The organism is Microbacterium sp. NPDC055665, assembly GCF_053618035.1.
In genome coordinates this window covers 1-22,657 of the sequence record NZ_JBSHGY010000017.1, presented here as the reverse complement: position 1 = coordinate 22,657, position 22,657 = coordinate 1, and the positions used below count along the sequence as shown (strand labels likewise).

The 22,657-nt window shown below is 64.1% G+C and carries 21 protein-coding genes; 12 read left to right on the top strand and 9 right to left on the bottom strand.

Features of this window, described 5'->3' with window-relative positions; genetic code table 11:
- Positions 1 to 274: 274 nt before the first annotated feature.
- From ACWGO6_RS18850 to ACWGO6_RS18840, 3 genes are all read left to right on the top strand, one after another.
- Entirely contained in the window at positions 275 to 2,770 is a 2,496-nt protein-coding gene (locus ACWGO6_RS18850) for a DEAD/DEAH box helicase (RefSeq protein ID WP_452327641.1), read from the top strand.
- A gap of 738 nt (positions 2,771 to 3,508) precedes the next feature.
- A complete protein-coding gene (locus ACWGO6_RS18845) occupies positions 3,509 to 4,564 on the top strand; it encodes a PDDEXK nuclease domain-containing protein (protein ID WP_452327640.1) in 1,056 nt (351 codons plus the stop codon).
- A gap of 65 nt (positions 4,565 to 4,629) precedes the next feature.
- Positions 4,630 to 5,208: a hypothetical protein gene (locus ACWGO6_RS18840; RefSeq protein ID WP_452327639.1), complete on the top strand. Its 579-nt coding sequence runs from the start codon at positions 4,630 to 4,632 to the stop codon at positions 5,206 to 5,208.
- A gap of 75 nt (positions 5,209 to 5,283) precedes the next feature.
- Here ACWGO6_RS18840 and mobF read toward each other — a convergent pair whose 3' ends face one another.
- Positions 5,284 to 9,288: a MobF family relaxase gene (gene mobF, locus ACWGO6_RS18835; protein ID WP_452327638.1), complete on the bottom strand. Its 4,005-nt coding sequence runs from the start codon at positions 9,286 to 9,288 to the stop codon at positions 5,284 to 5,286.
- 717 nt (positions 9,289 to 10,005) lie between these two features.
- On the opposite strand from mobF, the gene ACWGO6_RS18830 reads away from it, so the two are divergent.
- From ACWGO6_RS18830 to ACWGO6_RS18820, 3 genes are read left to right on the top strand one after another with little or no spacing between them, the layout of a single operon-like run.
- A complete protein-coding gene (locus tag ACWGO6_RS18830) occupies positions 10,006 to 10,407 on the top strand; it encodes a hypothetical protein (RefSeq protein ID WP_452327637.1) in 402 nt (133 codons plus the stop codon).
- A gap of 5 nt (positions 10,408 to 10,412) precedes the next feature.
- Entirely contained in the window at positions 10,413 to 11,480 is a 1,068-nt protein-coding gene (locus ACWGO6_RS18825) for a M23 family metallopeptidase (protein ID WP_452327636.1), read from the top strand.
- Position 11,481: 1 nt separating this feature from the next.
- Positions 11,482 to 11,970 carry a hypothetical protein gene (locus tag ACWGO6_RS18820; RefSeq protein ID WP_452327635.1) on the top strand — a complete coding sequence of 163 codons (489 nt, stop codon included), beginning with the start codon at positions 11,482 to 11,484 and terminating at the stop codon, positions 11,968 to 11,970.
- On the opposite strand, the gene ACWGO6_RS18815 is transcribed toward ACWGO6_RS18820, so the two are convergent.
- The 5 genes from ACWGO6_RS18815 to ACWGO6_RS18795 form a co-directional block, all read right to left on the bottom strand.
- Positions 11,940 to 12,284, bottom strand: a complete 345-nt coding sequence (locus tag ACWGO6_RS18815) for an ArsR/SmtB family transcription factor (protein WP_452327634.1) — start codon at positions 12,282 to 12,284, stop codon at positions 11,940 to 11,942. The genes ACWGO6_RS18820 and ACWGO6_RS18815 overlap by 31 nt on opposite strands.
- Entirely contained in the window at positions 12,281 to 12,631 is a 351-nt protein-coding gene (locus tag ACWGO6_RS18810; RefSeq protein ID WP_452327633.1) for a helix-turn-helix domain-containing protein, read from the bottom strand. The genes ACWGO6_RS18815 and ACWGO6_RS18810 overlap by 4 nt, the downstream gene beginning before the upstream one ends.
- Positions 12,631 to 12,987, bottom strand: a complete 357-nt coding sequence (locus ACWGO6_RS18805) for a hypothetical protein (RefSeq protein ID WP_452327632.1) — start codon at positions 12,985 to 12,987, stop codon at positions 12,631 to 12,633. The genes ACWGO6_RS18810 and ACWGO6_RS18805 overlap by 1 nt, the downstream gene beginning before the upstream one ends.
- Positions 12,984 to 13,262 carry a hypothetical protein gene (locus ACWGO6_RS18800; RefSeq protein ID WP_452327631.1) on the bottom strand — a complete coding sequence of 93 codons (279 nt, stop codon included), beginning with the start codon at positions 13,260 to 13,262 and terminating at the stop codon, positions 12,984 to 12,986. The genes ACWGO6_RS18805 and ACWGO6_RS18800 overlap by 4 nt, the downstream gene beginning before the upstream one ends.
- Before the next feature lie 244 nt (positions 13,263 to 13,506).
- Positions 13,507 to 13,794, bottom strand: coding sequence for a hypothetical protein (locus tag ACWGO6_RS18795; protein WP_452327630.1), 288 nt, complete (start codon positions 13,792 to 13,794; stop codon positions 13,507 to 13,509).
- 304 nt (positions 13,795 to 14,098) lie between these two features.
- On the opposite strand from ACWGO6_RS18795, the gene ACWGO6_RS18790 reads away from it, so the two are divergent.
- Together ACWGO6_RS18790 and ACWGO6_RS18785 are read left to right on the top strand one after the other, a co-directional pair.
- Positions 14,099 to 14,632 carry a hypothetical protein gene (locus ACWGO6_RS18790; protein WP_452327629.1) on the top strand — a complete coding sequence of 178 codons (534 nt, stop codon included), beginning with the start codon at positions 14,099 to 14,101 and terminating at the stop codon, positions 14,630 to 14,632.
- Complete coding sequence (locus ACWGO6_RS18785) at positions 14,629 to 15,102, top strand: hypothetical protein (protein WP_452327628.1); 474 nt, start codon at positions 14,629 to 14,631, stop codon at positions 15,100 to 15,102. Before ACWGO6_RS18790 ends, ACWGO6_RS18785 begins: the two co-directional genes overlap by 4 nt.
- Before the next feature lie 491 nt (positions 15,103 to 15,593).
- Here the strand turns inward: ACWGO6_RS18785 and ACWGO6_RS18780 are convergent, their stop codons facing one another.
- Positions 15,594 to 16,412 carry an arginase family protein gene (locus ACWGO6_RS18780; protein ID WP_452327627.1) on the bottom strand — a complete coding sequence of 273 codons (819 nt, stop codon included), beginning with the start codon at positions 16,410 to 16,412 and terminating at the stop codon, positions 15,594 to 15,596.
- Between the two features lie 72 nt (positions 16,413 to 16,484).
- On the opposite strand from ACWGO6_RS18780, the gene ACWGO6_RS18775 reads away from it, so the two are divergent.
- Both ACWGO6_RS18775 and ACWGO6_RS18770 read left to right on the top strand, forming a co-directional pair.
- Positions 16,485 to 16,619, top strand: coding sequence for a hypothetical protein (locus ACWGO6_RS18775; protein ID WP_452327626.1), 135 nt, complete (start codon positions 16,485 to 16,487; stop codon positions 16,617 to 16,619).
- Position 16,620: 1 nt separating this feature from the next.
- A complete protein-coding gene (locus ACWGO6_RS18770) occupies positions 16,621 to 17,109 on the top strand; it encodes a hypothetical protein (protein WP_452327625.1) in 489 nt (162 codons plus the stop codon).
- On the opposite strand, the gene ACWGO6_RS18765 is transcribed toward ACWGO6_RS18770, so the two are convergent.
- Positions 17,079 to 17,393, bottom strand: a complete 315-nt coding sequence (locus tag ACWGO6_RS18765; protein WP_452327624.1) for a helix-turn-helix domain-containing protein — start codon at positions 17,391 to 17,393, stop codon at positions 17,079 to 17,081. The genes ACWGO6_RS18770 and ACWGO6_RS18765 overlap by 31 nt on opposite strands.
- Positions 17,393 to 17,752: a hypothetical protein gene (locus ACWGO6_RS18760; protein ID WP_452327623.1), complete on the bottom strand. Its 360-nt coding sequence runs from the start codon at positions 17,750 to 17,752 to the stop codon at positions 17,393 to 17,395. The genes ACWGO6_RS18765 and ACWGO6_RS18760 overlap by 1 nt, the downstream gene beginning before the upstream one ends.
- A gap of 846 nt (positions 17,753 to 18,598) precedes the next feature.
- Between ACWGO6_RS18760 and ACWGO6_RS18755 the strand changes: the two genes are divergently transcribed.
- Both ACWGO6_RS18755 and ACWGO6_RS18750 read left to right on the top strand, forming a co-directional pair.
- Positions 18,599 to 19,603 carry a hypothetical protein gene (locus ACWGO6_RS18755; protein ID WP_452327622.1) on the top strand — a complete coding sequence of 335 codons (1,005 nt, stop codon included), beginning with the start codon at positions 18,599 to 18,601 and terminating at the stop codon, positions 19,601 to 19,603.
- 129 nt (positions 19,604 to 19,732) lie between these two features.
- The gene (locus ACWGO6_RS18750; protein ID WP_452327621.1) at positions 19,733 to 22,543 is read left to right on the top strand and encodes a S8 family peptidase; all 2,811 of its coding nucleotides are present in this window, start codon (positions 19,733 to 19,735) and stop codon (positions 22,541 to 22,543) included.
- The last annotated feature ends 114 nt before the right edge of the window (positions 22,544 to 22,657 follow it).

Here is a 22,657-nt window from a genome sequence, read left to right as displayed (position 1 = left end):
CCTGTCAGCGCGTCCGATGTTGGATCGCGGTCGTCCTATTGGGCAATAGGGTGATCGAGTGCTTTCTCCTGCGACGACCGACCGTCCGATGGGGGCGTCCTGGACGCAGATCCATTCTCAGGCGAAAGCTGCAGCGTGGGCGTCGTTAGACAGAGAGATCCGCGCGAGCCAGAAAATTATGGTCTCTCCGGCACCCTGTCAGATACAGACGATCCGTGGGACTCGCCGACTTCGCGTGTTCGTTGGCGCTCCTCGGAAGGTCTCTTGGAACGAGATGGCGTACTTCGTTGTCGATGCTGCTTTGGACGTCGACAGGATTGAGAATCGCCATGTCGTGTCTTTTCGCTCATATTCCAAGACCGAAGGCATGCTGGAGCTCGAGGTTCCCCCAGAGGCATCGTCCGCGTTGCGGGAGGCGACGGCGGTCCATGTCTTCCGCGTTGACCCTGGCCCGTTTAACCTTCTGACGAAGCGTTGCGAGGCGCTGGAGGAATTGGACCGTGGCCCAAGAGCCGAAGAGCTCTGGTCCTCGGTGTCGACGCCGCTACGCGGGTGGAGCCCTGCCTATCTTCCCCTGGATCGGGCGTTGAATGAGGGCCAGCGGTCAGCTCTAGCTGCGATGACGACTCCGGGTGGCTTCTTTGTTTGGGGACCACCGGGCACGGGCAAGACCACCGTTATCACGAGCGCTGTGAAGGCAGCGATCGATGCGGGTCAGAGCGTGCTCATCACCTCCCATACGAACGTTGCTGTGGACAATGTTCTCGAGAGCCTCATAGGCGATGACACGAGATACGAACTAGGTGTTGTCACTCCGGGCCGAGTCGTGCGCCAGGTCGGTAGCGACCCGAGCAAGATTCTACGTTCCGTGCAGGAGCACCCATTTCTGCGTGTGGATCGCGCGGCCGCAGTTATCACGAATCAGGCGAAGAAACTCGAAGAGATCGACGCTCAACTCGCCAGCAACCACGCACATCCTGTTCGTAGGCATGAGCTGTTCCTCCGTGAAGAGATCGCGGCGAGGGCGGTGAACGTGGACCAGATCCGGCAACTGCAAAAGGCATTGCCCGTGTGGGATGAGTTGACTGCCATTGAACAGTTGCTCCGTGCAGCCGAAGAGCGAGCCAAGGAAGTGACCCGCTCCCACGATGAGCGTGTTGCGGAGCTGGGACAGCTCCGCCAACTTGCTCAGGCTCGCAAGGCCGCCAATCAGCGAGTGTCGCAGGCGCGTGGGGCACTGGCCCAGTGGCAGGTAGTTCACGATGAGCGACGCGCGCGGGTGGATAGAACATCTGCCTCTGAGCAGACGGCGAGAGCCGTGCTTGAGGTGACCAACGTCCGTCTCAGTGCCGCAATCACAAGAGTGCTCCCATGGGTTCGCCAACACCGGCTACGGGCTCAGGCGCAGGCAAGTCTGGAGTTGTCGCGCGCCGTGGAGGCTCGCGGCGATGCCTTCCGCGACCTCGAAGTAGCTCATTCCGCCGCCCAGGGGTGGGCTCTCGAACTCGACCGCGCAACCCTCGAGGTGGGTCGGACCGCCAGCGGCGGGCACGGTCTCGCCAAAGTTGAGGCGCAAGTTCAGGGTCTCGAGGTCCGCTTGCGGAAAGCCGAAGACGACGTCACGAAGCTAGCGCGAGAGGTGCGGACGCTCCGAGAAATCGTGGGCGACACGGACGACCTTGACGACCGCGTACGGCAGGCGAAAGAAGGCGGCGAATGGGCTCTCGCCCTCGAATACGACGAATCGCTTCGTGTCGTCAGCATGTTGGACCTTGAGCTCGCCGAGATCGAACGACGTCGCGATCGGCTCAACGATGAGTACCAGCAAACGAAAGTGGGGCTCCTCGGGTCAGCTCCGGTCATCGCAGCCACGCTGACTGCGCTGATCACCAACGCAACGTTGAGAAAACGCCGATTCGACGTTGTCATCATCGATGAATCGGCCAGCGCCGAGGCATCGCTTCTGCTGATCGCGGCCGCGAAGGCTGACACGACACTCGCCGTGGTTGGGGACTTCCTCCAAAACGCCCCCATCGCGGAAGCCGATGACAGCACCGACGACGTCACGGAGCATATTCGACGATGGCAAGTGTCCGATATTTTTGCGCTAGCAGGAGTCACTGACCGCGCCACAGCCGAGCAACACCCTCGTTGTGTCGCGATCTCCATCCAGTACCGGTACCCACCCGTCATCGCTCGAGCGGTCAATGAGTTCTGCTATGACGGGCTCTTGCAGAGCCACAAGGCCGACCCACCGGATCGTGCAAAGGTGATTGTGTTTCTCGACACATCGGGGATCACTGACGCGTCCCTGCAACCACGGGGGAACAGTTGGGAATGCCCCCGTACTCGGGAGATCGCCGTATCAATAGCCGCGCGCCTCATCGAAACGGATGTGGGTTACGTCACTCCGTACCGACCTCAGGCAAGTGCTATGGCGCGGGATTTCTCCTCCGCCGGACTTGATGTCCCCACTGGAACATCGCATGAGTTTCAAGGCCGCGAGTTCGACACCGTGATTTTCGACCTCATGCAGGACGCCCGCGTGCGGTGGGTAGGGACTGCGGACCTCAATGGCTCCGAGCGCGCTGTCGGCGCCGCCAAGCTCCTGAACGTTGCTCTCACCCGCGCGAAAAAGCGGCTGTACATCATCGGCAACTGGCGGTTTGTGCAGGGACATGATTCGGCGGGAATGCGTGCTATCGCAGCGCTCGCGGACGACCCCGCGTTCGATTTGCGCGTGAGATCGAGCGATCGCGCGGGCCGATAGGCGGCACCAATCGGTTCGGGTCGCTAGAGACGCTGGCCGCGCTCCTGAATAGGGGTCTGCAACCCTGTCGCGGGGTCCGCGTCCTTCACCCGCTCGGCACCCTTCGTGCGGGCACGTTCAGCAGCTTCGCGTGCTGCCGGGGCATGTCGGCTGATGAGACCCTCAAGCTCAGCCAGTCGCTTGGGGAATGCTGCTGGGCGGCCCGGGCCGAGAGCACCTGCAACCCGTTCGGCGTCGGAGACAGGGCGGCGGGCGTCGACGCGCTGCCCGATCCTTGCCGCTGCCGCGAGCTGTTCGGCGGTGTTGACGGGGCGGTGCGTACCTCGGGCGCTCGTATCGCGGTGGACTTGTGCAGGTGCGTGGCGCGTGCCGCCAGGTTCTTTTCCGAGAGACTTATCGCGGAGGCTCTCTCTGTGGCCCACACTCGCCCGATTGGACGCTTTCGGCCTGTTCAAGGCCGTCGTTCCGAAGGTCCCCTGGGACGGCCCCACGGGCCGCGAGATGGCCCATGATAATGGTCGGTTCACCGCCCGGGTGACGGATACACGAAGGCAGTTGAGAACGACTAACACTCGTACAAATGGGTCGGGCATCGTCGATGCCTCACCCCATTCGTGTTCTTGCTCAAGCCATCGGAGCTAGGCTCCTTGCCGACTCTGCCTGCGGCTTGTACTCCCGACGCGCGGACGGGACTGGCTCAACAAGGTCCAACGTCACCGCGGTAGCTACGGTGGATCCATGAGCGAACTCATGCCCGACGATTACGCATCCACGCTTGAGGATTTGAAGCGTCACGTCCACGCCGCTCGTCTACGCGTCCAGCGCAAGGCAAACACTGAGCTCCTACAGCTGTGGTGGCAGATCGGTCAGACGATTCGCGTTCGTCGGTCGCAGGAGGCGTGGGGAACGAGTGTTCTCGAGCGTTTCGCTGGCGATCTGCGGGCAGAGTTCCCGACGATGAAAGGATTCTCCCCCGCCAATCTTCGCTACATGCGACGTTTCTCGGAGGCCTGGCCAGACCTCGACACAATTCGCCAACGCCCCGTTGGCGAATTGCCATGGGGGCATGTGATCGAGCTGCTCGACAAACTCAGCGATCAGAAGCTACGAGATTGGTACGCGGCAAAGGATGTTCATCACGGGTGGAGCCGGTCTGTGCTCGCCCACCAGATCACGACCCGGTTGCATGAGCGGGAGGCGGCAGCTCCGAGCAACTTCGTCGGCTCCCTTGAGCGGGCCGACTCAGATCAGGCACAGGAACTTACGAAGGATCCGTACGCGCTGCAGTTCCTTGCCGTCGACAGCAATGTCTCCGAACGTGAGCTTGAGCAGCGCATGGTCGACCGGATCCTGGACACGATGCGCGAGCTCGGGCCCGGGTTCGCGTTTGTCGGCCGCCAGGTTCACCTGGATATCGATGGTGACGACTTCTACATCGACCTGCTGTTCTTCCACGTCGAGCAGTTGCGATACGTGGTCATTGAGCTGAAGACCACAACATTCGATCCACGCGATGCCGGGCAGCTCGGCTTCTACGTCGCCGTCGTCGATGACCGTCTGCGCATCCGGGACATACACCGGCCCACCGTGGGGATCCTTCTTGTTGCGGGCAAGAACGACACTGTGGTGCGATACGCACTCGCTTCAACGACTCAGCCGGTCGCTGTGAGCCGGTACGAGTTGACCGAGGACGCGCAAAGGGCGCTCCCCGATGAAGCCACGATCACCAGAGCTTTCGCAGACGAGCTGGGGCGCGACAGCGAGAATCACGAGACGGGCGCTTCGCCCAAGTGAACCCTCTCGCATTCTCAACTCACCAGTGGAGCATTGGTGCCGCGGTTGCAACTGAAACTTCCACGTTGGCGGAACCATCGGGCGACATCGCCGCGAACGTATTTCTTGTTTTCATCCTCGCCGCGTCTTTGGTTATCGTGCTCATCCACCTGTGCGTGGCCGCGGTACTGAAACCACCCCGCCCCTTGGCCGAGCGTTCGGTGCTCGGTCGCCATGTGGTGGGCCTTGCCAAGATTGCACTCGGATTCCTCGGGTTCTTTGGGGGCCTGCTCCTCACCACAATCATCGCGATGGGCAACGATCATTGGGGATCATCCGATGGCATGTATCAGCTCATGGGCCAACTGTGGTCGATGTTGCTCACCCTCGTCGCATTCGTCGCCTACGGATACTGGTTCTGGATTGCAATCGACCTGATCCGATTGGGCCCGTCTCGGAGACTCGCTGCTGTCAACTGGTGGTACAAGACGAGGCTCGAAGGACTCGTAGGCGTGCGGTGGGTGGAGCGAATGGTGCGAGGGATCGCACGAGGAGTCGTAGACGGGCCATGGTGGGCGATCCTGCTGACGTTCTATCTGGCACCTGTGGTGCTCATATACGCCGTTTGGCAGCTCGTGAGCCAGGCAATTCTCGCCGTCTCCTGACGGTTCCGGGTCTCATGGACTCAGGACATTAGCGCGGAGGGCATGCGCCCATTTTCCGATGGGCTGCCCGGGACGCTACAGGCGTGGACCTCGCTGCTGGACGGTGGGGGTCGGCTCGTCAGCGGTCTGGAATCCTGTTATGAGGTCCACGTCCTTCGTGTTGCCGGCGCTCTTCGTGCGGGCACGCTCGGCGGCCTGACTGGCAGCCTGAGCGTTCTTGCTGATGAGGGCTGGGAGATCCGCGAGATGCTTGGGAAGCGACGCAGAGCGGCCGGGATTGAGGGCGGCCGCGGCCTTCTCGGCGTCTGCGACGGGGCGTCGCGCGTCGACGCGCCTTCCAATCTTCTGGGCCGCGGCGAGCTGCTCTGCCGGGTCTGCATCTCGATGGGTGCCCTTTACCTTGCGGATGGTTGTGGCCTTGTGCAGGTCTGTCACGCGATCGGCGAGGTTCTTCCCGGTCTCGTGATCGCGGAACGACTCGGGGATCGCGGTGGGGTTGTCTTCGGGGATGTTGTAGCGGGTGCGGAAGAGGTCGATTTCGGCGGCGAGTTCCATCCATTCGACGCGCTTGTCCATACGTTCGGGGACAGGCCCGAGCTGCTTGGTCCACTCGGGCTGCTCGAGGGTGAGGTCGACGCCGCGTTGGACCATGCGGTCATCGATGTAGCTGTTGCGGTCGCCGAGCTCGGCACGCCACTCTTCGGGTACGTCGGGGTGAGCCAGGGCGGTGCGATCGACCGCCCACTCGTACCGGCCGGTGGCTGCGCCCAGTTCGGGAAGCGGTTCCAGGGTGCCTTCGTCGACGATGCGCTTGAGGTGGCCTTCGATCCGGTAGGACATGACGGCGCCGACGTCGTCGGCGGTCTTGAACTCGCGCTGGTTCCAGGTTTCGGTGAGGACGTGGGCGGGGTCGAGGCCGAGCTTTTCGGCGCGGGCGAGGCCGGCCGCTGCGGCTTCCCAACCGGCGGAGCCGGTGAGGGTGCGGGCGTGTGTGTCGTCGAGGGCGCGGGTGGCGAGGGCCTCGAACCTTTTCGCGTTGGCCTGGTTGGTGATGTCGTTGTACTCGTCGATGAGGCGAGACAAGTCGGTGACACGGTCGGATTCGACGTCGATCATCTCATGCGCTGCGAGGTTCGTGTCGGCGTTGGAGGCGATCTTGGCGAGGACGTCGTCGGGGTTCTGGCCGGGTTCGATTTCGACGTAGAAGGTGTTGCTGGTGGTGCCGCGGGTGGCGAGAACGTAGGCGTTCGCGCGGGCGGTGGTGCCGTTGACGATGCCGCGGGCGTGCCCGTCGATCTGGAGGTCGAAGTCGTTCTTCCCGCCGATCGTGTCGCCCTGTTTCTGGTTGACGGTGTACGCGTATCCGAGGTGCGCGTGCTCGGACAGGTAGTCATAGGGGAGATGAATGGTGGAGCCAAGGGTGGCGTGGCTGGCGGTGATCGATCCGTCAGGGTGCACCTGGTTCACGGTGTAGACGTCGCCGTTGGTGACAGTGTGGGCGCCGTCGTCGGTACGCAGCTTGGGCGTGTTCAGGCGGGTCATGATGCGTTCGCCAACATACGCGTCGTTCCCATCGCGGAGGGTCGTTGTTGCGCCGGGGACGAGGTGTCCTTCGAGCATGGCGAGGGCTTGGGCGCGGCCGTTGAGTTCGTCGACGTGCGCGTTGGTGGGTGCCATCATGACTGATGCGTCACCGGCGGCGAGGTCGGCGACGTAGTCGGTGAAGAGGACCTCGCCGATGCGGTCCTGGGTAGCCGCGATGACCCTGTTGTTGTCCTTGTACCAGGCGAACGGGTCGATACTGGGAGCCGATTCACGCAGGAGGAGGGACGCTGCGGCTTCCTCAGGGTTGGTGAACCGGTAGACGGTTTCGAGCTCGACCGCCCCGACCTCGCGGCGGATGAGACGGAAGGCGCCACCGCCCCCGACGGCGGCGTTCTGTCCGTCGTCGCCGAGGGGGCGCGTGTAGCCGTCGGCGGTGTCGACGATGATGGTCACTTCGTCGAGGTGGGTGGTGGTGGCCATGGCTGCCTCGTCGATGACGACGACGTCGCGGGCGTTGACTTGGTACTGCGCGGGGACGGGCGTGCCTTCGGCCGCGGCGATGCGGTGGGCGGTGAGGAACGCGTCGATCGTGAACGCAGGCACGCCGACGTCGCGTTGGAAGACGTCGGCTGCAGGCTTGGATGGGGCGAGGCCGATCATGCGGCCGCCGGCGAGTTTCACGGCGTGGGCGGCGAGCTTCATGGAGCGGGTCTTCCCGGCACCAGCGGGGCCCACGCCGACGACGAGACGGGTGCGGTTGGTGACGAATTCGCGGGCGAGGCGCACCTGCGCGTAGTCACTGTTGGGTTGGTCGCGCAGCGCCTGTGCGAAGGTGTCGGCATCGACAGCCGCGGGTGTGGGGGAGGTGGTGCGGGCGGCTTCGAGGAGGCGGGATTCGGCTTCGAGGACGCGGATAGAGGTGTAGAGGGTGCGCGCTTTGGAGACGTAGACGCTGCCGTCGTCGCTGGCGCGGATGAGGGGTTGGAAGCGTCCGTGGACGTGCTCGGGGGTGACCGGGATCGAGCCGTGGGTGAGCGCCGCGTGGAGGAAGAATGTCTCGGCGTGCTCGCGGGAGAGTTCTTGGGTGACGCCGTTGTCGGTGAGGGTGTAGCGGCGGTAGGCGTGGGCGTCGGTGTACCGGTCGATCTCGGCTTTGACGTGGTTGTATCCCCAGGTGCCGCGGGCGGCTTCCACGTTCCGCATGATCTCGGCGGTGGCGGTGCGAACATCGATCGGCGCTAGGTCATGAGCAACATTTCGGGCGCGACGGGTCGCCGTGAGGACAGTGTTCCCGACGGCGTTGACATAGGCGGGAGAGGTCGCGGCGATCGCCCGGGAGCGGGCTTCCGCGCGGATTGCGCTGACCGACCGCACGGTGTCCTTCTTCGGGCGCGTGTCCTGCCATGCCTGGGCGGACAGCTTGATGCGGGCGTCCTGGGAGGGTGCGCGTCCGTGCTCGGCGATGTACCCGTCAACCAGTGGTTGTGTGGCTTTGTGGATTTCGTCGCGGCGGGTGGAGAACGTGTCGATGAGGCGCTGATCGATACCGGCAACTTCGAGGCGTGGGGTCTTCCCGTCGACGAGAGTACGGGTCTCGGAGCCGATTCCTTCGCGATCGAGTTCGATCATGAGCTGCTTGTCGAACTCGGTGGATGCGGCGACTTTCAAGCGCAGCAGTAGCCGCGAATCAAGGGCACGCCACTTCCCATCCGTGCCCTGCACCTTGTTGGAGATGTTGAGGTGGTCGTGCAGGTGCGGGTCACCGTTGCGGGACTCATAATGACGGAACCGGGTCGCGACGACGCCGCCCTTGACGTCGATCTGACGGACGCCGTTGGTGCCGGCACGGGTCGCGACGGCTTCCTTCTCGATCCACCGCAGGGTGTGTGCGATCGCCCGCTCATGCGCGGCTTCGATTCGCGCGGAAAGGTCCCTATCGCCGATCGCCCACAACACGGAGACGGTCTTCGGGACGGAGAAAGTGAGGTCGATGAACGCGACGGCGTGCTGGTCGGCCTTCATCGCGGAGCTGACGTACTTGCTGAGCTCTTCGCTGTCCAGGTGCGGGCGACCGTGGCGTTCACGGAAGGCGATCGCCCCCTCGCGCATCTGAAGTTGGTGCCGCTCAACCTTGTCCGGCTTGCGCCCGTGAAGGCGGTGAAATTCTGTGGTGGCTTTGTCGATGGCCTGGCGCAACTCGGGGTGTTTCGCGTCGTACTGGTAGTAAGCCCGCCCCAGAGAGATTGCTTCTTTGATCTCCGCGGGCAGCGCTCCAGCTGCCTGCATGTCGGCCGTGATCGCGTCCGCGTCCGGGTGCAGCCCTTCCCCGTACAGGGCTTTCATCTGCGCCTCCGTCACCTCTCCAGACACGCCCAGCAGCGAAGTTCCTGCCCCCATCCATACCCCGGGAGGGTTGCCGTCGACGGTGTAGTAGTCCGTCAACGGCGTCCCTGGGGTGCGCTGCGCGTCGCCGGTGGCAATGCTGCGCGTGTAGTACAGGTAGCCATCGCCGGCGGACATCACGGACGCGGTCATCATCGGACACCACCGCCCGCGTGGACGGCATTCTCAACGCACGCCACACCCGCTGCGCGGGCTTGTGTGAGCGGAGCGTGCATATCAGGAGCATACCTCGTTCATTACTAATGCCCTTTGTGCGTCGTTCTTGGGTTCTGGTTTTCCTCGATACGGAGTGAGAGGGAAACGTCGCATTAAGCGACGAAGAACACGAGAACTAGACATGAGACGGCGAAGCCTCGTCTCAGCGAAGAGGAGAAGAGACCTGCGAAGCAGCGTCGATACGAACTCTTCGCACGAGGGGTGCCCCGAGTGGGGTGTTCGCCGTCGAACGCCCCAGAGGGTCCGAAGGCCGCACGGGTCGCCCGGTGGCCGTTAGTCCGGCTTGGTCGGACGATGACTGCGAGTAGGGGGCTTGCCCCCACGAGCGCGCGACGCAGGAGCATCCCGGGAGCACGCCGAAGGCGGCGAGGCGGGGGAGCGGGGTCGGGTCCCGCTGTCCACCTTGTGGGCGAGCTGAGCCGGGGCGATAGCTCGGGTCGTCCACAGGTGGTCAGGGGGTGGGCTTGCTCCGAGGGGGTGTGGGGGATCCTTCCCCCACGAGTGTCTCGTGAGGGTGGGGCAAGGCGAGACGGAGGCTCCTCCGATCGGGGCCTGAGGAACTTGAGTCAATCTCTGAAATGAGTTGTGATCGGATATCATCGCGCCTAGAGGAACGATAGGAGCGTGGTGGTCATGGTGAACGTGACGAAGGCGGTCAGTGCGCGGCAGCGGGCGCGCGAGGCGAGTCTGAAGTTCTATGAGCGGGAGAAGGAGCGCGAGCAGGTGCAGCTGCGCTACTTCCAGTCGATGGAATCGGTGGAGAAGGTGTACGCGCAGCGTGACCGCGAGCTGGAGGCGGTGCAGGCCCGGGCGGAGCTGGCCGCGAGCTCGGTGCTGGCAGAAGCAGACTCGGCGATCGTCGCTCTGCTCGAGCTGCGCGTCACCCGCTCGGAGATTCAGGAGCGGCTCGGATGCTCGGCCGCGGATGTCCGCCGCGCCGAGGCCGCCGAGGCCGCCGAGGCCGCCGAGGCCGAGCCTGCCGCAGCGGGCATGCTCGAGGCGCCGGCGTCTGACGTTCCGATGATGAACGGCTAAGCGCGATGAGGGTGGTCGGCGGGGTCTTCACAGGGCTGTTTGTGTTCGTGCTCGCGGTGGTGATCGGCGTGGCGTCGACCGGGGCGGGGTGCGGGGGAGGAGCGGGCACGGTCAACGTGGCGGCGATCCCTGCCGACGCATCCAGCGGCGGCTATGACGCGGAGCAACTGGGAAACGCCGGCCACATCATGAACGCTGCGGCCGCGATGGGTCTGTCGGTGCGGGCGCAGCAGATCGGGGTCATGACCGCGATGGGGGAGTCGTCGCTTCGGAACATTGGTTACGGCGACTGGGAGACCAGCGGGGTGACGAATCCTGACGGGTCACGGACGACGTCGATCGGACTGTTCCAGCAGCAGAACTCGTGGGGGAGCACGACGGACCGGATGAACCCGGAGAAGGCGGCGACGCTGTTCTTCGAACGGCTCGTGAAGATCGACGGGTGGGAGTCGCTGGACCCGTCGCGCGCAGCGCACAAGGTCCAGATCAACTCGAACCCGGACCACTACACGAAGTGGTGGGATGCGGCCGTCGCGCTGACGGATCAGCTCGCGCGCGAGCATGGCGCCGCCGGCGCCGGCACGTCGTCGTGCACGGCAGGCGAGGCAGGTTACCCGCTCGACCAGCCGTACAACATGTCTTCCGGGTTCGGTCCTCGAGGAGCACCCACGGCCGGTGCTTCGACCTGGCACCCGGCGATCGATCTTGTCGGCACCTGTGACGACCCGATCTACTCGGTGCTCCCCGGAACCGTCGTGCGTTCTGACCGCCTGTACCTGTCGATCAAATCGGCCGATGGTGTCGTGGTCGAGTACCTCCACTCGTACAAGACAGACCGCCTCGTCGACGTCGGGGACACGGTTCAGAAGGGGCAGCAGATCTCCGCAGTCGGATCGGTCCCGCCGTCGACGGGCTGCCACCTCGACATTCGCGTGAACGTGACCGACAACACCAACCCGGCCGTCGACCAGCTGCAGCGCTTCCCCGAGGTGCCGTCGTATGTTGAGCCCGTGGCGTTCTTCCAGCTGTACGGGCTCAACATCTGCCCGTCCGAGTGGTGCCGGAAACCCTGACGTGAATGCCCGTGAGTACGCACGCTTCATCGCGAAAGTCATCAAAGGCCCCGAGGAGAACGACTGCTGGTTCTGGGTCGGCGCGATCGCGGACGATGGTTACGGCCGGTTCTCGATTCGCCGCGACGGCCGCGAACGAATGGTGCGCCCGCAACGGATTCTGTTCGAGCACATCACCGGCCGGGAACTCGATCCCGACACCGTGCTCCTGCACGCCTGCGACGTGCCGATCTGCGTCCACGTGACCACGGACGCACAGTCGCACTTGTTCGAGGGCGACCACGCCATGAACATGCGCGACCGCGAACAGAAGGGCCGTGCCGGTCACTACCGGGTCGGGATGCGCGGCCTATCCCGACAGCAGCTCGCGGCCCGCTCGCGAACCCTCCGCGATGTCGTGCAGACGATGGGATGGAACCGGGAAGCGATCGCCGCGGTCATCGCCGGCGCCGGCGCCGATCAACCCACCCTGTTCGACTGGCCCTCATAGCCGAGCAAGGCACCCGTGAAAGCCCACAGCTCGGCCGCGATTCTTTCCCGGTTCGCCCGCCAGTAGATCACGCCACCCACACCACGGGGATGGGTGGCGCGTCGTGCGATCAGAAACCCCGCAGCAGTGAGCTCGTCCAAGTGTTTGCCGACGCCGTTTCGAGTCATTCCGAGAACATCCATGATCTCCAGCGCCGTAAGTTCGTGATGGTCAAGGACCAGACGAAGAAGTTCGACGCGCGCTGGTGACGCTCCCAACAGCATGACGCCCATTGAAATGGGCCCCCTCCCGCCCGACTCGTTCAAGTCACTCATGCCTCGTCCTCGAAGATGAACTCTCCCGCGAGGGACCACAGCACGCGGGCAATCCGGTCACGACGTCCAGACCAGTAGATGACGTCACCTGATCCACGCGGGTGCGTCGCACGCCGTGCGCTCAGGAACCCTGCAGCGGTGAGCGCTTCCAGATGCTTCCCCACGCCGTTGCGCGTGAGCCCCAGCGCGGCCATCACTTCGAGCGCCGTCGCTTGATCCTGCCGAAGCACGAACCGCAAGACCTCAAGCCGATTTGCCGAGGCACCCAGCAGATCGATTACATCTTGCGCATCAGCTCGGTGCCCGATGACGGACTTCGCCAGAGGCCCCTCACTATGGACAGGCATCAGCCGGCCAGGCGCTGTCCGACGAGGTACTGATGCACGGCCTCACGGACCAGTTCCGCCTGACGGGCGCCCTTCTGTGCGCGCAGCTGCTCGAAAGCTTCCCAGTCTCGATCAGACAGCGTCGCTCGCACCGTGCGCGCCGTCGCCGGGCGCTCCGGCTCCGCGCCGATACGGGGACGCCCCCGGCGGATCTCGCTCTCCATCGCCTCGACAGACCCGTACTCGGTGATCGCGAACTCACGGCCGGCCGCGGCGGCCGCCTCTCCGGTCAGCGCAGGACCCACGGCCGTGAACGTGGCATTCGGGTCCGCGTAGCGATCGCTCAGCGCGTCGTAGTCGATGTTCTTCTCGCTCATTTCGGGTTCTCCTCCCGGTATCGCCGGATAGCCGGCCCCAACGGCATGACATGAAAGATGTTCGCCTCGCGGCCGGAACCATCCACCGCCACCCGCACGATCACCTCGAGCTCCCGCTCGGTCTGCGCGTGCTCCGGACCGATGTAGAGCCGGTTGACCGTGCCGTCACCGTTGTCCTCCATGTCGCGAACATAGTTCGGATGCAGCAGCGCGTACATGGCATCCCGACGATCGACGCCATGCTTGTCCGCCGAGTTCGCCCAGGTTGGTGCCATGACTCCATCATATCCAATTCAAGCCGAAAAAGTAAGCAAATAACTTAAGCCGATAATAGATCTTATGTCAACTTTGGTTGACGAGTGCACTGCAATCAATGCAGGTGCACCCTCCCCTGATATCCACGCGGATCGTGCGCCTCACTCAGCGGCGAGACAGTTCAGCCGGGACACACGACCACAGAACGAGGGAAGAGTGTCGATGCGTGTGGGTCCCAGCGAATCGCTGGGACCCACGTTGCATTCAGTCCTCGAGCTGAAGCATCTCATCGTCATGCTGGAGCGTGGCTCCCACGTCGACCAGCAGCTCGAACAGAATCGACTTCAACGGAACCTCGTACAGTCCGCCCTCGTCGCTGTCTTCATCCAACAGCGTCACCTGCGCGTCGTCGACCGCCCGCCGCGCAGCGCCGCCCTCATGAGCGAGGATCGACACATACGCCTGCACGATCAGCGCCGCCCGCGGGGAGAGGTCGCCACCGCCGGTAGTGATGCTGCGAATGAGCTTTTCGGGTGAGTAGTCGATGGTCATGTCGGAGTCTCCTTGGTTGAGGTGGTTGGTGCGAAAGCAAAGAGAGCGGAGCAGCGGAGTGGAGTGTCAGGTGTAGGAAGGTTTTCGCGACGAAATAAGGGAGCGTAGCGACCGCGTCGCGAAAACCTTCCGGAACCTGACACGCAGCGACAGAGCGTAGCTATCGTCGCGCAGCACCAAAACACCCCAACCAAGGAGACGGAACAGAACCCTCACCTCCCGGCTTACACATCCGACGCCACGGGCCCCCGCACGACGTACCGCCCGAACCGTCGAAGGTCGCTTCGATGCGACGACCGGTGTCGTGGGTACCACCGACGTCGAAGTGGTGAACGACGTTCCGGAGTCGATCGTGATCGACGTGATCGACGACGATGGAACGGAGATCGCGTCTTCGTTCACGGTCGAGACTCTCACTGGCGCCAGTACCGATGCGTTCGTCGTATCGATCCGTTCCGACGAGACGGGCGAGCTGACGGTCATCGACACCGCACTGGTTACGCAGCAGGCATTGCCCGCGATCGTCGTCGCACTTGTTATCTCGGGCATCAAAGCGGCGCTAAAGCAGGGCACGAAGGCGGCCTTGCAGGCGGCAGCGAAGAAGCAGATCCTCGCGCTCAACGCGAATTCCTGGAAGCACATCATGCAGTCCAAGCACAACTGGTCGAGAGTGACCACGTCAAAGGACAAGATCGCCGATCTCATGTCCCAGGCGATGTCCAACGGAACCCGCAAGGCAAGCGCGAACCACGTTGACTTCACATGGAAGTATGGAAGTCACACCATCGTCGTACGCACCAGCAGTAGCGGCCATATCAGCAACGGATGGATCAAATGACGACGCCCTCTTTCGTTGACCTCGTCTATGCCGGGAGAGTCGATGAAGCCATCGCGGCCGTCTCGGAACTCACCCCGCACACGATCTACACCCGCTTGTTCGTCGACGACGATCGCCACCTGCAGGACCAGGACGCCGGAGACGTGTTCGTCCGCGCCTGGTATGAGACTCTGACGAGCCCCTACCTTCGAGCAGAGGCCGCATACGAGTTTGCCGACGTGTTCCTGACTGAACTTGCTCCTGCACCGAACGGTGAGTTCATCGGCGCGAATCTCAAGACCGAGGCGCTGCGGAATCTCCTCACGGCCATCTCGGTAGCCTGCCTGGGTGACGAGGTAAACGAATGGGAAGAAACACCAGAGCAGCCGTTGCCTGCCGCGTCAGCGGCGAAGTGGCGTGAAATTGGACGAGTCATCGCTAGCCTTGATTTCCCCCCGCCCGTGCCAAGGGTAGCGCCCCTCGAGAACTGAGCCTTCGAGCGCCTGTGACGCAGCAGTGGGTGCCGATCGCCGGCCTCGGCACCCACTGCTGCGAGGCTAACTGCTGAATGGCGTGCGAGATGATTGGACGTACTTGACGTAGTAGTCAGGGATCCGGAATCCCGGCGCCCGATCAGCCGATTCCCACGGAAACGCTGAAATTCTTCACTGCCGCCTCGAGCGCCTGGAGCGCCAGCGCCTACTCGTACCTCATCACTGACACGTCGTACCGAAACTTCCTCCGCCGAAGCGCCAGGAAGCTCGAGATCAACGATGAACTGAAGCTCAGCGAGCGCCACGCGAAGAACCGGGCAACGAGCCGGGCTGAAGAATCGGTTACCCAGGATTAATCGATAATAGATATCATGTCAGCTTGTGTCGGGTGTACTAGCAGTTTTTGCAGGTACGCCGTCCCCGGGGCCACCCGCCATGAGAGGCAGTGGCGGTCAGGGACGGCACGGGCACTGTTCGGTGGCGGGTGGCTAGATGCTGTGGAGCAGGTGCTGAAAGGTCTCGATGATGAGCTCCATACTGAGGTTTTCGGGAATCTCGGCGTCACCTGCCTCGAACTCTGCCAGCTCGACGCCGCGCACAGAGCCCGCGGGAAGTGCTGAGAAGATCGCGGCGACCTGGTGCGGGAGCATCCCCTCGCCGACTCTGTAGGCAGCCGGGATGTAGCCGGGCTCGAGCACGTCCCAATCGACGTGGATCCACACTGGGCGCCCTGCCACGAGTTCAAGCACTCGCTCCGGGCCGCTCTCTGCCGGAGCGAGCACGCGCACGCCAGCGTCCGCGAGCAGGTCGCTCTCAGCGTCATCGATATCGCGACCGCCAACGACGATGACCTGCCTGGGGTCGATACCGGCGCCATGCCCGCTGTCCCACAGTCCGCACGCAGCGGCGAGTACCATGCCGCCGAGGTACCCGGATCCTGTGGTCGAGGGGGTATTGAAGTCGCCGTGCGCATCAATCCACAACACGACAGCATCTGGGTGACGTTCGGCGACCGTGGGCAGCGTTCCGAGACTGGCTGCGCACGTGTTCGTCACCAAGAGCGGCACATGACCCGCATCGATGGCGGCCCCCACAGCATCGCGCAAACCATGAAGCGTCTGCGAAGCCTCGGGTAGAGCCACGGACCAATCGTCAGTCGTTGCCGCCGACGGCGATCCGACAGTCACTGCATCGACGCCGAGAAGAGCCGAGAGAGCTTCACCGACTCGCCGCGCGCCGACGAGCGCCCCACCCGTCCGGTCGGCAACTCGACCCTGAGAGACAACGAGAGAAAAGGAGGAAGACATGGCACCACTCTTCCACGCATCCCTCGCCGCGCCCGACGGAAGGCACACGCGACCCTCGACATTCGCGTGAACGTGACCGACAACACCAACCCGGCCGTCGACCAGCTGCAGCGCTTCCCCGAGGTGCCGTCGTATGTTGAGCCCGTGGCGTTCTTCCAGCTGTACGGGCTCAACATCTGCCCGTCCGAGTGGTGCCGGAAACCCTGACGTGAATGCCCGTGAGTACGCACGCTTCATCGCGAAAGTCATCAAAGGCCCCGAGGAGAACGACTGCTGGTTCTGGGTCGGCGCGATCGCGGACGATGGCTACGGCCGGTTCTCGATTCGCCGCGACGGCCGCGAACGAATGGTGCGCCCGCAACGGATTCTGTTCGAGCACATCACCGGCCGGGAACTCGATCCCGACACCGTGCTCCTGCACGCCTGCGACGTGCCGATCTGCGTCCACGTGACCACGGACGCACAGTCGCACTTGTTCGAGGGCGACCACGCCATGAACATGCGCGACCGCGAACAGAAGGGCCGTGCCGGTCACTACCGGGTCGGGATGCGCGGCCTATCCCGACAGCAGCTCGCGGCCCGCTCGCGAACCCTCCGCGATGTCGTGCAGACGATGGGATGGAACCGGGAAGCGATCGCCGCGGTCATCGCCGGCGCCGGTCCCGATCAGCCCACGCTGTTCGACTGGCCGCCGTAACCCAACAGGGTGCCCGTGAGCTGCCACAGCTCTGTGGCGATTCGTTGACGATCGGCGCGCCAATAGATCACATCGCCGGACCCGCGCGGATGCGTGGCCCGCCGTTCTATGAGAAAACCCGCATCGGTCAGTGCGTTCAGGTGCTTTCCGACTCCGTTGCGGGTGAGGCCCAGGACGTCCATGATCTCCAGCGCCGTGAGCTCATCATGCGCAGCGACGATACGCAGTAGCTCGACTCGCACTGCGGAGGCACCCAGCAGGTCGACGGCCCCTTGAGCGCCCATCAGCTTGCGATGAGGTGATGGCGCTCGAGCAGAAGGTGGACTGCTTCGCGCACGAGCTCGCTCTCCTTCTTCCCGGTCAACGTGATCAGCTGATCGAACGCGGCTCGATCGGCCTCGGCGATGCGCCCACGCACCGTGGGCGACGCTCCCTTTGGCGTGTGCCCGAGCTTCGGACGCCCGGCCTGACGGAGCTCCGCGTCAAGAGCTTCCTGGGACCCGTACTCGGCAAGCATGAACTCACGCCCCGCAGCGGCCGCAGCATCTCCACTCAAGACGCTCCTCGGCTTCGGGAGCACCGTCTCGGGGTCAGTCAGACGCGCAGCCAGAGCCTCGAACTCTGCATCCTTCTTCTCAGTCATTGGGGTTCTCCTCTCGGTACTTCCGAAACTTCGGTCCAAGGTCCATCGCGTGGAACACGAGAGCTTCGCGCCGATCGTCGTACACGTTCACCAAAACCTCGATGTCACGATCCGTCTGCGCGTGCGGGTGGCCGATGAACAACCACACAGTGCCGTCGTCAATCGATTCACCCCCAACTCCGCACGATAGTTCGGATGCGTCATCGCCCACGCCTGATCCGACCGAGGAATCCCATGCTTCACAGTCGAGTCCAGCCAACGCGGTGCCATGCATTCACTTTATCACGGACACAGATAAACGGCCTACTATTCTGTATCCCCGATAATGGAGATTATGCCAACTCAGGTTGACCAGCCACAGCTATCCGGGTAATTGCCGGGGCCATCTCATCCGCGGACGGTGCAGGTTCTGCGAGTCGGCAGCACGACGGACACGGCGGCCTCACAATGCTTAGGTCCGCCATTGGATCGGTCGCACTCGTAGCCACCGTAATCGTCGCGTGCGCTGCTGGTCTCTTCGCCACCCTGACGAGTTCGACCTCCTGCCCGCAGACGAACGCGCAAACTTCGTCGGCGCAGCAGTCGCTGGCCTCTCCCCCGCGGCTGATCTCTGCGGTATCGATCCCGATCAGCCGCACCCCGACACCCCCTCATCCTGGCCGACGTTGAGCGCTGCGGCAGCGCGTTTCAACGCGGATGTCGTGACGCTCAGAGTACTCGGTCGCGACGATACCCCGTTGGACGGGGGTAGACGACCGATGGGATGTCGGCGTTGCCGATCCCGGAGTCGGGGGTCTGCAAGGGACGGGCATCATTGGGTGCGGCTAGCGAGAGAGATGTTTATCGATGAAGACACGTCTGCGTTTGGGTTCGATCGGGGTACTGACGACGGTGCTGGGATGCAGTATCGGGCTAGCCGGTGCGGCATTGCCCGCGATCGCGGCCGACGCGGGCGACATGCCTGCGAGCATCACGGACACAGCCTCCCCCGCACCCAACCCGTCGCCCACCGAGGGGGCAACGGAGGCTGCAGCGACCGGTGAGCCCATCGCGGTCGCGGCCGATGAGGTGGATCCGGACCCGTTACCCGAGTACTGCCCGCCGCCAACCTCAGTGGAGGTGACGGATCTGACCGAGACGGGCGGGGTGTTCCGCTTCAGCTACGATCCGACAGCTGCGAACTACACCCAGATCGATGTGATTATTGCCGCAGTGCCGTATGACGCGATCATCCCGGACAGGGCGACGTCGTCATACACGATCCCCTTCGACGGCCTCTACCCAGGCACCAAGAGCCTCGAAGCCGCGGCCACGCTGAGGTGCACGGACGCGAAGTGGCCGGGCGGGAACGGCGTCTTCTTTGACCTTCTTGGGGAGGGCCATCCCGAACACGAAGCGATGGCGATGGCGCACGCGGCGGCGTCCGGGAGCGCTCAGGCGGCCGCGACGGTTGCAGCGAACGCGACTGCGGGAGCCTCCGCTACAGGTGCCGCGCAGGGTGGAACAAGCACGGCGACGGGCAGCGCCGAGGGAACGAGCAGTGCGGGCGGGGCCAGCAGTGCTGGTGCTAGCGCGAGTGGTGCTGCTGCGGGATCGGGGACTGCAAACCCCGGCAACGCTGGCGGGGGTTCGGGGCAGGGTAGCCAAGCGGGCGGCGCTGTAGTCTCCTCTGGCGGCGGCTCGACGCCGGCGACTGGCGCCGTGGCCGACAGTGAGGTAGTTGATGGGAAGTTGGCTCTCACGGGTGGTGAGCTGGTTGTTCCGGTGATGGTGGGTGGGGCGTTGTTGGCTGCGGCCGGGATTGCTCTGACGGTGACCGGTCGCCGTCGCGCACGGCAGCCCAGCTCCTAGGTGCGCACGGGTATCCGGCGGCCGGCGTCTCGCGCCGGCCGCCGCCTGCGTCTGCGCCAGCTGGTCGTGGCAGCGACGATCGCGGCCGTCACGGTCGGCACTGTCGGCGGTGCTCCCGCGTCTGCGATCATGACCGCTCCAGCTGTCCCCTCCGCCGCAGCTGAGTCGGATTCGTCGGCAGGAAGCCCGGTGGTTCCGGTGAATCTGGGTGGTACCGCTGAAGCCGGGTATCCGCGTTCCGATGGACAGGCCTATACCGGGGCTGGACAGTTCGTGGTTGTGATCGATGGTGCGTTCAACCCGGATCACCCCGCGTTGGCGGGCAAAGTCGCCCACGAAGCCTGCTTCGGTCGAAACATCATTGGCTACGACCCCCTGCGCTCCGGCTGCAGCCGGAGCGCGGATAACTACCTCGTCGACGGGCGTCTGCACTGGTTTGAGGCGGGGGCGGGGGCGTCGAGGCCGAATCCGGAATGCGTGGAAGCGGATGGGGCGCTGTGTCATGTCTTTCATGGCACGGCGGTCGCGTCGGCTGCAGCCGGGAACAAGGTCTCCCCCGGTGGCGGGCTGCCCGTAGTGTCGGGGGCAGCGGTGGATGCGCAGCTGATTCTGATCAAGGTGGGCCGAAAGGGCGGCTGGGAACCCGAGTCCGTTGGTGCGGCGTTGCACTACGTGCGGACCAGTCTTGCGGTCGATCCGAAGTATCAGGGACGGATCGCCGCGGTGAATATCTCTGCAGCGAATGATGGGACTCTCATCACTGACGGCAACCCCTGTATCAACTTTCCGTATCTGGATGGTGAGACAGAGAAGTTGAAAGCCGCCGGGATCCCGGTGGTGGTCGCGGCGGGCAACACAGGCACCCCGAACGCGATCGGGAGTTGGGCGTGTAAACCGAGCGTGGTCGCGGTCGGGTCCAGCGGGGTCGCGGATATGGATTCCTTCACCACAGGGGACTTTGCCACCGTGGCGTCTGAGCGGATTAAGCTCCTGGCCCCCGTGGGGTCTGCGCCCTCTCCCCAGGACGGGGTGTGGTTGGCGAACAATTACGCCACCGCCACAACCTCGATTATGAGCTGGAACCAGGGGTTCCGGGGTACATCGTTTGCCGCCCCGCAAGTGGCCGGCGCGTTCGCCGTCCTCCGCCAACAGTACGGCCCCGGGCCGACCGTCGACGAGCTGACCAGCATCCTCCAAACAGCAGGCAAGCCCGTCACGGATATGCGGTCGGGAACTCCCGGTGCCGTCATCCCTCGGCTCTGGCTGACAGAAGAACTGGCGCCGCGTGATGCTGGTCGGTCGGTGTGGGATTTCACCGGGGATGCATCACCGGAGTATCCGGTGTTGGAGGCGGACGGGGTCACCCTGAACCTGTACTCCGCAGCCAGCACGGGGGTGGTCAGTGCGGGCGGCGCGAAAACCACGGTGTCCGCATCGTGGAGCGGGCACTCGGTCACGGCCCCGGTGTATGACTTCCAGCGGCCAGGTGGGAACGGGTTCCTCACCGCCACTGGCAAGAACGTCCTCTACCACCACTACAACCCCGACACCGCCACCCTCGACCCAGGCGCGGTGGTACTCACAGGTGGCGGCGACCAGATCGTCGGGATGGCATTCACGCATAAGTGGGACGGCACCAACGCCGCCGTCGTCATCCAAAAGACCAACGGTCAAATCGTGCTCCGCCCCACAGACAACACCGGCATGCTCGGGCCCGAACGTGAGCTTGTCGCGGCATCCACCGGGAAGGGGCTGGTGCTCGTGGGGATCGCGGATATCAACAATGACGCCCTCCCCGACCTGATCGTCCGGGCCCCCACGCATCTGAAACCCGAAGCGTATCTCGCAACCAGTGCCACCGGGTTCGCGTCGTCCCGGTTCATCATCGACGCGGCAACGAAATGGAGCACCTGGGCAACGTTCACTCAGGTCAGCGTCCTCGAAGACTGGGTCGAACATCAACCCCGACTCAGCTACCAACTCAAAACCGGCGGCCTCTGGCACGTAAGCCTCAAACCCAACGGCACCATCAACGCCACCCACAACAGCACCGCCTGGCCCACCACCACCCGACACCTCCACTCCCCACAAGCCCGCGACGTGCCACTGGCGCCGCGTGATGCTGGTCGGTCGGTGTGGGATTTCACCGGGGATGCATCACCGGAGTATCCGGTGTTGGAGGCGGACGGGGTCACCCTGAACCTGTACTCCGCAGCCAGCACGGGGGTGGTCAGTGCGGGCGGCGCGAAAACCACGGTGTCCGCATCGTGGAGCGGGCACTCGGTCACGGCCCCGGTGTATGACTTCCAGCGGCCAGGTGGGAACGGGTTCCTCACCGCCACTGGCAAGAACGTCCTCTACCACCACTACAACCCCGACACCGCCACCCTCGACCCAGGCGCGGTGGTACTCACAGGTGGCGGCGACCAGATCGTCGGGATGGCATTCACGCATAAGTGGGACGGCACCAACGCCGCCGTCGTCATCCAAAAGACCAACGGTCAAATCGTGCTCCGCCCCACAGACAACACCGGCATGCTCGGGCCCGAACGTGAGCTTGTCGCGGCATCCACCGGGAAGGGGCTGGTGCTCGTGGGGATCGCGGATATCAACAATGACGCCCTCCCCGACCTGATCGTCCGGGCCCCCACGCATCTGAAACCCGAAGCGTATCTCGCAACCAGTGCCACCGGGTTCGCGTCGTCCCGGTTCATCATCGACGCGGCAACGAAATGGAGCACCTGGGCAACGTTCACTCAGGTCAGCGTCCTCGAAGACTGGGTCGAACATCAACCCCGACTCAGCTACCAACTCAAAACCGGCGGCCTCTGGCACGTAAGCCTCAAACCCAACGGCACCATCAACGCCACCCACAACAGCACCGCCTGGCCCACCACCACCCGACACCTCCACTCCCCACAAGTGTCGACGGCGCCGTAAGACCAACTCTCAAGCAACCCAGGGGTCGTTCAGCGCTCGCCTGACATCATGAAACCGACCCTGGCCCTCTGGCTTTAAGGATGTGTATGCCCCGTCGACGACCGCGCCGTTGGT

What these genes read in the sequence shown, in the direction of transcription:
- ACWGO6_RS18830 (WP_452327637.1), top strand. Translation starts at nt 10,006, where the DNA reads ATGGTGAACGTGACGAAGGCGGTCAGTGCGCGGCAGCGGGCGCGCGAG.
- ACWGO6_RS18750 (WP_452327621.1), top strand. Translation starts at nt 19,733, where the DNA reads ATGACCGCTCCAGCTGTCCCCTCCGCCGCAGCTGAGTCGGATTCGTCG.
- mobF (WP_452327638.1), bottom strand. Translation starts at nt 9,288, where the DNA reads ATGACCGCGTCCGTGATGTCCGCCGGCGATGGCTACCTGTACTACACG.
- ACWGO6_RS18815 (WP_452327634.1), bottom strand. Translation starts at nt 12,284, where the DNA reads ATGAGTGACTTGAACGAGTCGGGCGGGAGGGGGCCCATTTCAATGGGC.
- ACWGO6_RS18780 (WP_452327627.1), bottom strand. Translation starts at nt 16,412, where the DNA reads ATGTCTTCCTCCTTTTCTCTCGTTGTCTCTCAGGGTCGAGTTGCCGAC.
- ACWGO6_RS18825 (WP_452327636.1), top strand. Translation starts at nt 10,413, where the DNA reads ATGAGGGTGGTCGGCGGGGTCTTCACAGGGCTGTTTGTGTTCGTGCTC.
- ACWGO6_RS18785 (WP_452327628.1), top strand. Translation starts at nt 14,629, where the DNA reads ATGACGACGCCCTCTTTCGTTGACCTCGTCTATGCCGGGAGAGTCGAT.
- ACWGO6_RS18845 (WP_452327640.1), top strand. Translation starts at nt 3,509, where the DNA reads ATGAGCGAACTCATGCCCGACGATTACGCATCCACGCTTGAGGATTTG.
- ACWGO6_RS18800 (WP_452327631.1), bottom strand. Translation starts at nt 13,262, where the DNA reads ATGGCACCAACCTGGGCGAACTCGGCGGACAAGCATGGCGTCGATCGT.
- ACWGO6_RS18810 (WP_452327633.1), bottom strand. Translation starts at nt 12,631, where the DNA reads ATGCCTGTCCATAGTGAGGGGCCTCTGGCGAAGTCCGTCATCGGGCAC.
- ACWGO6_RS18765 (WP_452327624.1), bottom strand. Translation starts at nt 17,393, where the DNA reads ATGGGCGCTCAAGGGGCCGTCGACCTGCTGGGTGCCTCCGCAGTGCGA.
- ACWGO6_RS18755 (WP_452327622.1), top strand. Translation starts at nt 18,599, where the DNA reads ATGAAGACACGTCTGCGTTTGGGTTCGATCGGGGTACTGACGACGGTG.
- ACWGO6_RS18795 (WP_452327630.1), bottom strand. Translation starts at nt 13,794, where the DNA reads ATGACCATCGACTACTCACCCGAAAAGCTCATTCGCAGCATCACTACC.
- ACWGO6_RS18760 (WP_452327623.1), bottom strand. Translation starts at nt 17,752, where the DNA reads ATGACTGAGAAGAAGGATGCAGAGTTCGAGGCTCTGGCTGCGCGTCTG.
- ACWGO6_RS18805 (WP_452327632.1), bottom strand. Translation starts at nt 12,987, where the DNA reads ATGAGCGAGAAGAACATCGACTACGACGCGCTGAGCGATCGCTACGCG.
- ACWGO6_RS18850 (WP_452327641.1), top strand. Translation starts at nt 275, where the DNA reads ATGGCGTACTTCGTTGTCGATGCTGCTTTGGACGTCGACAGGATTGAG.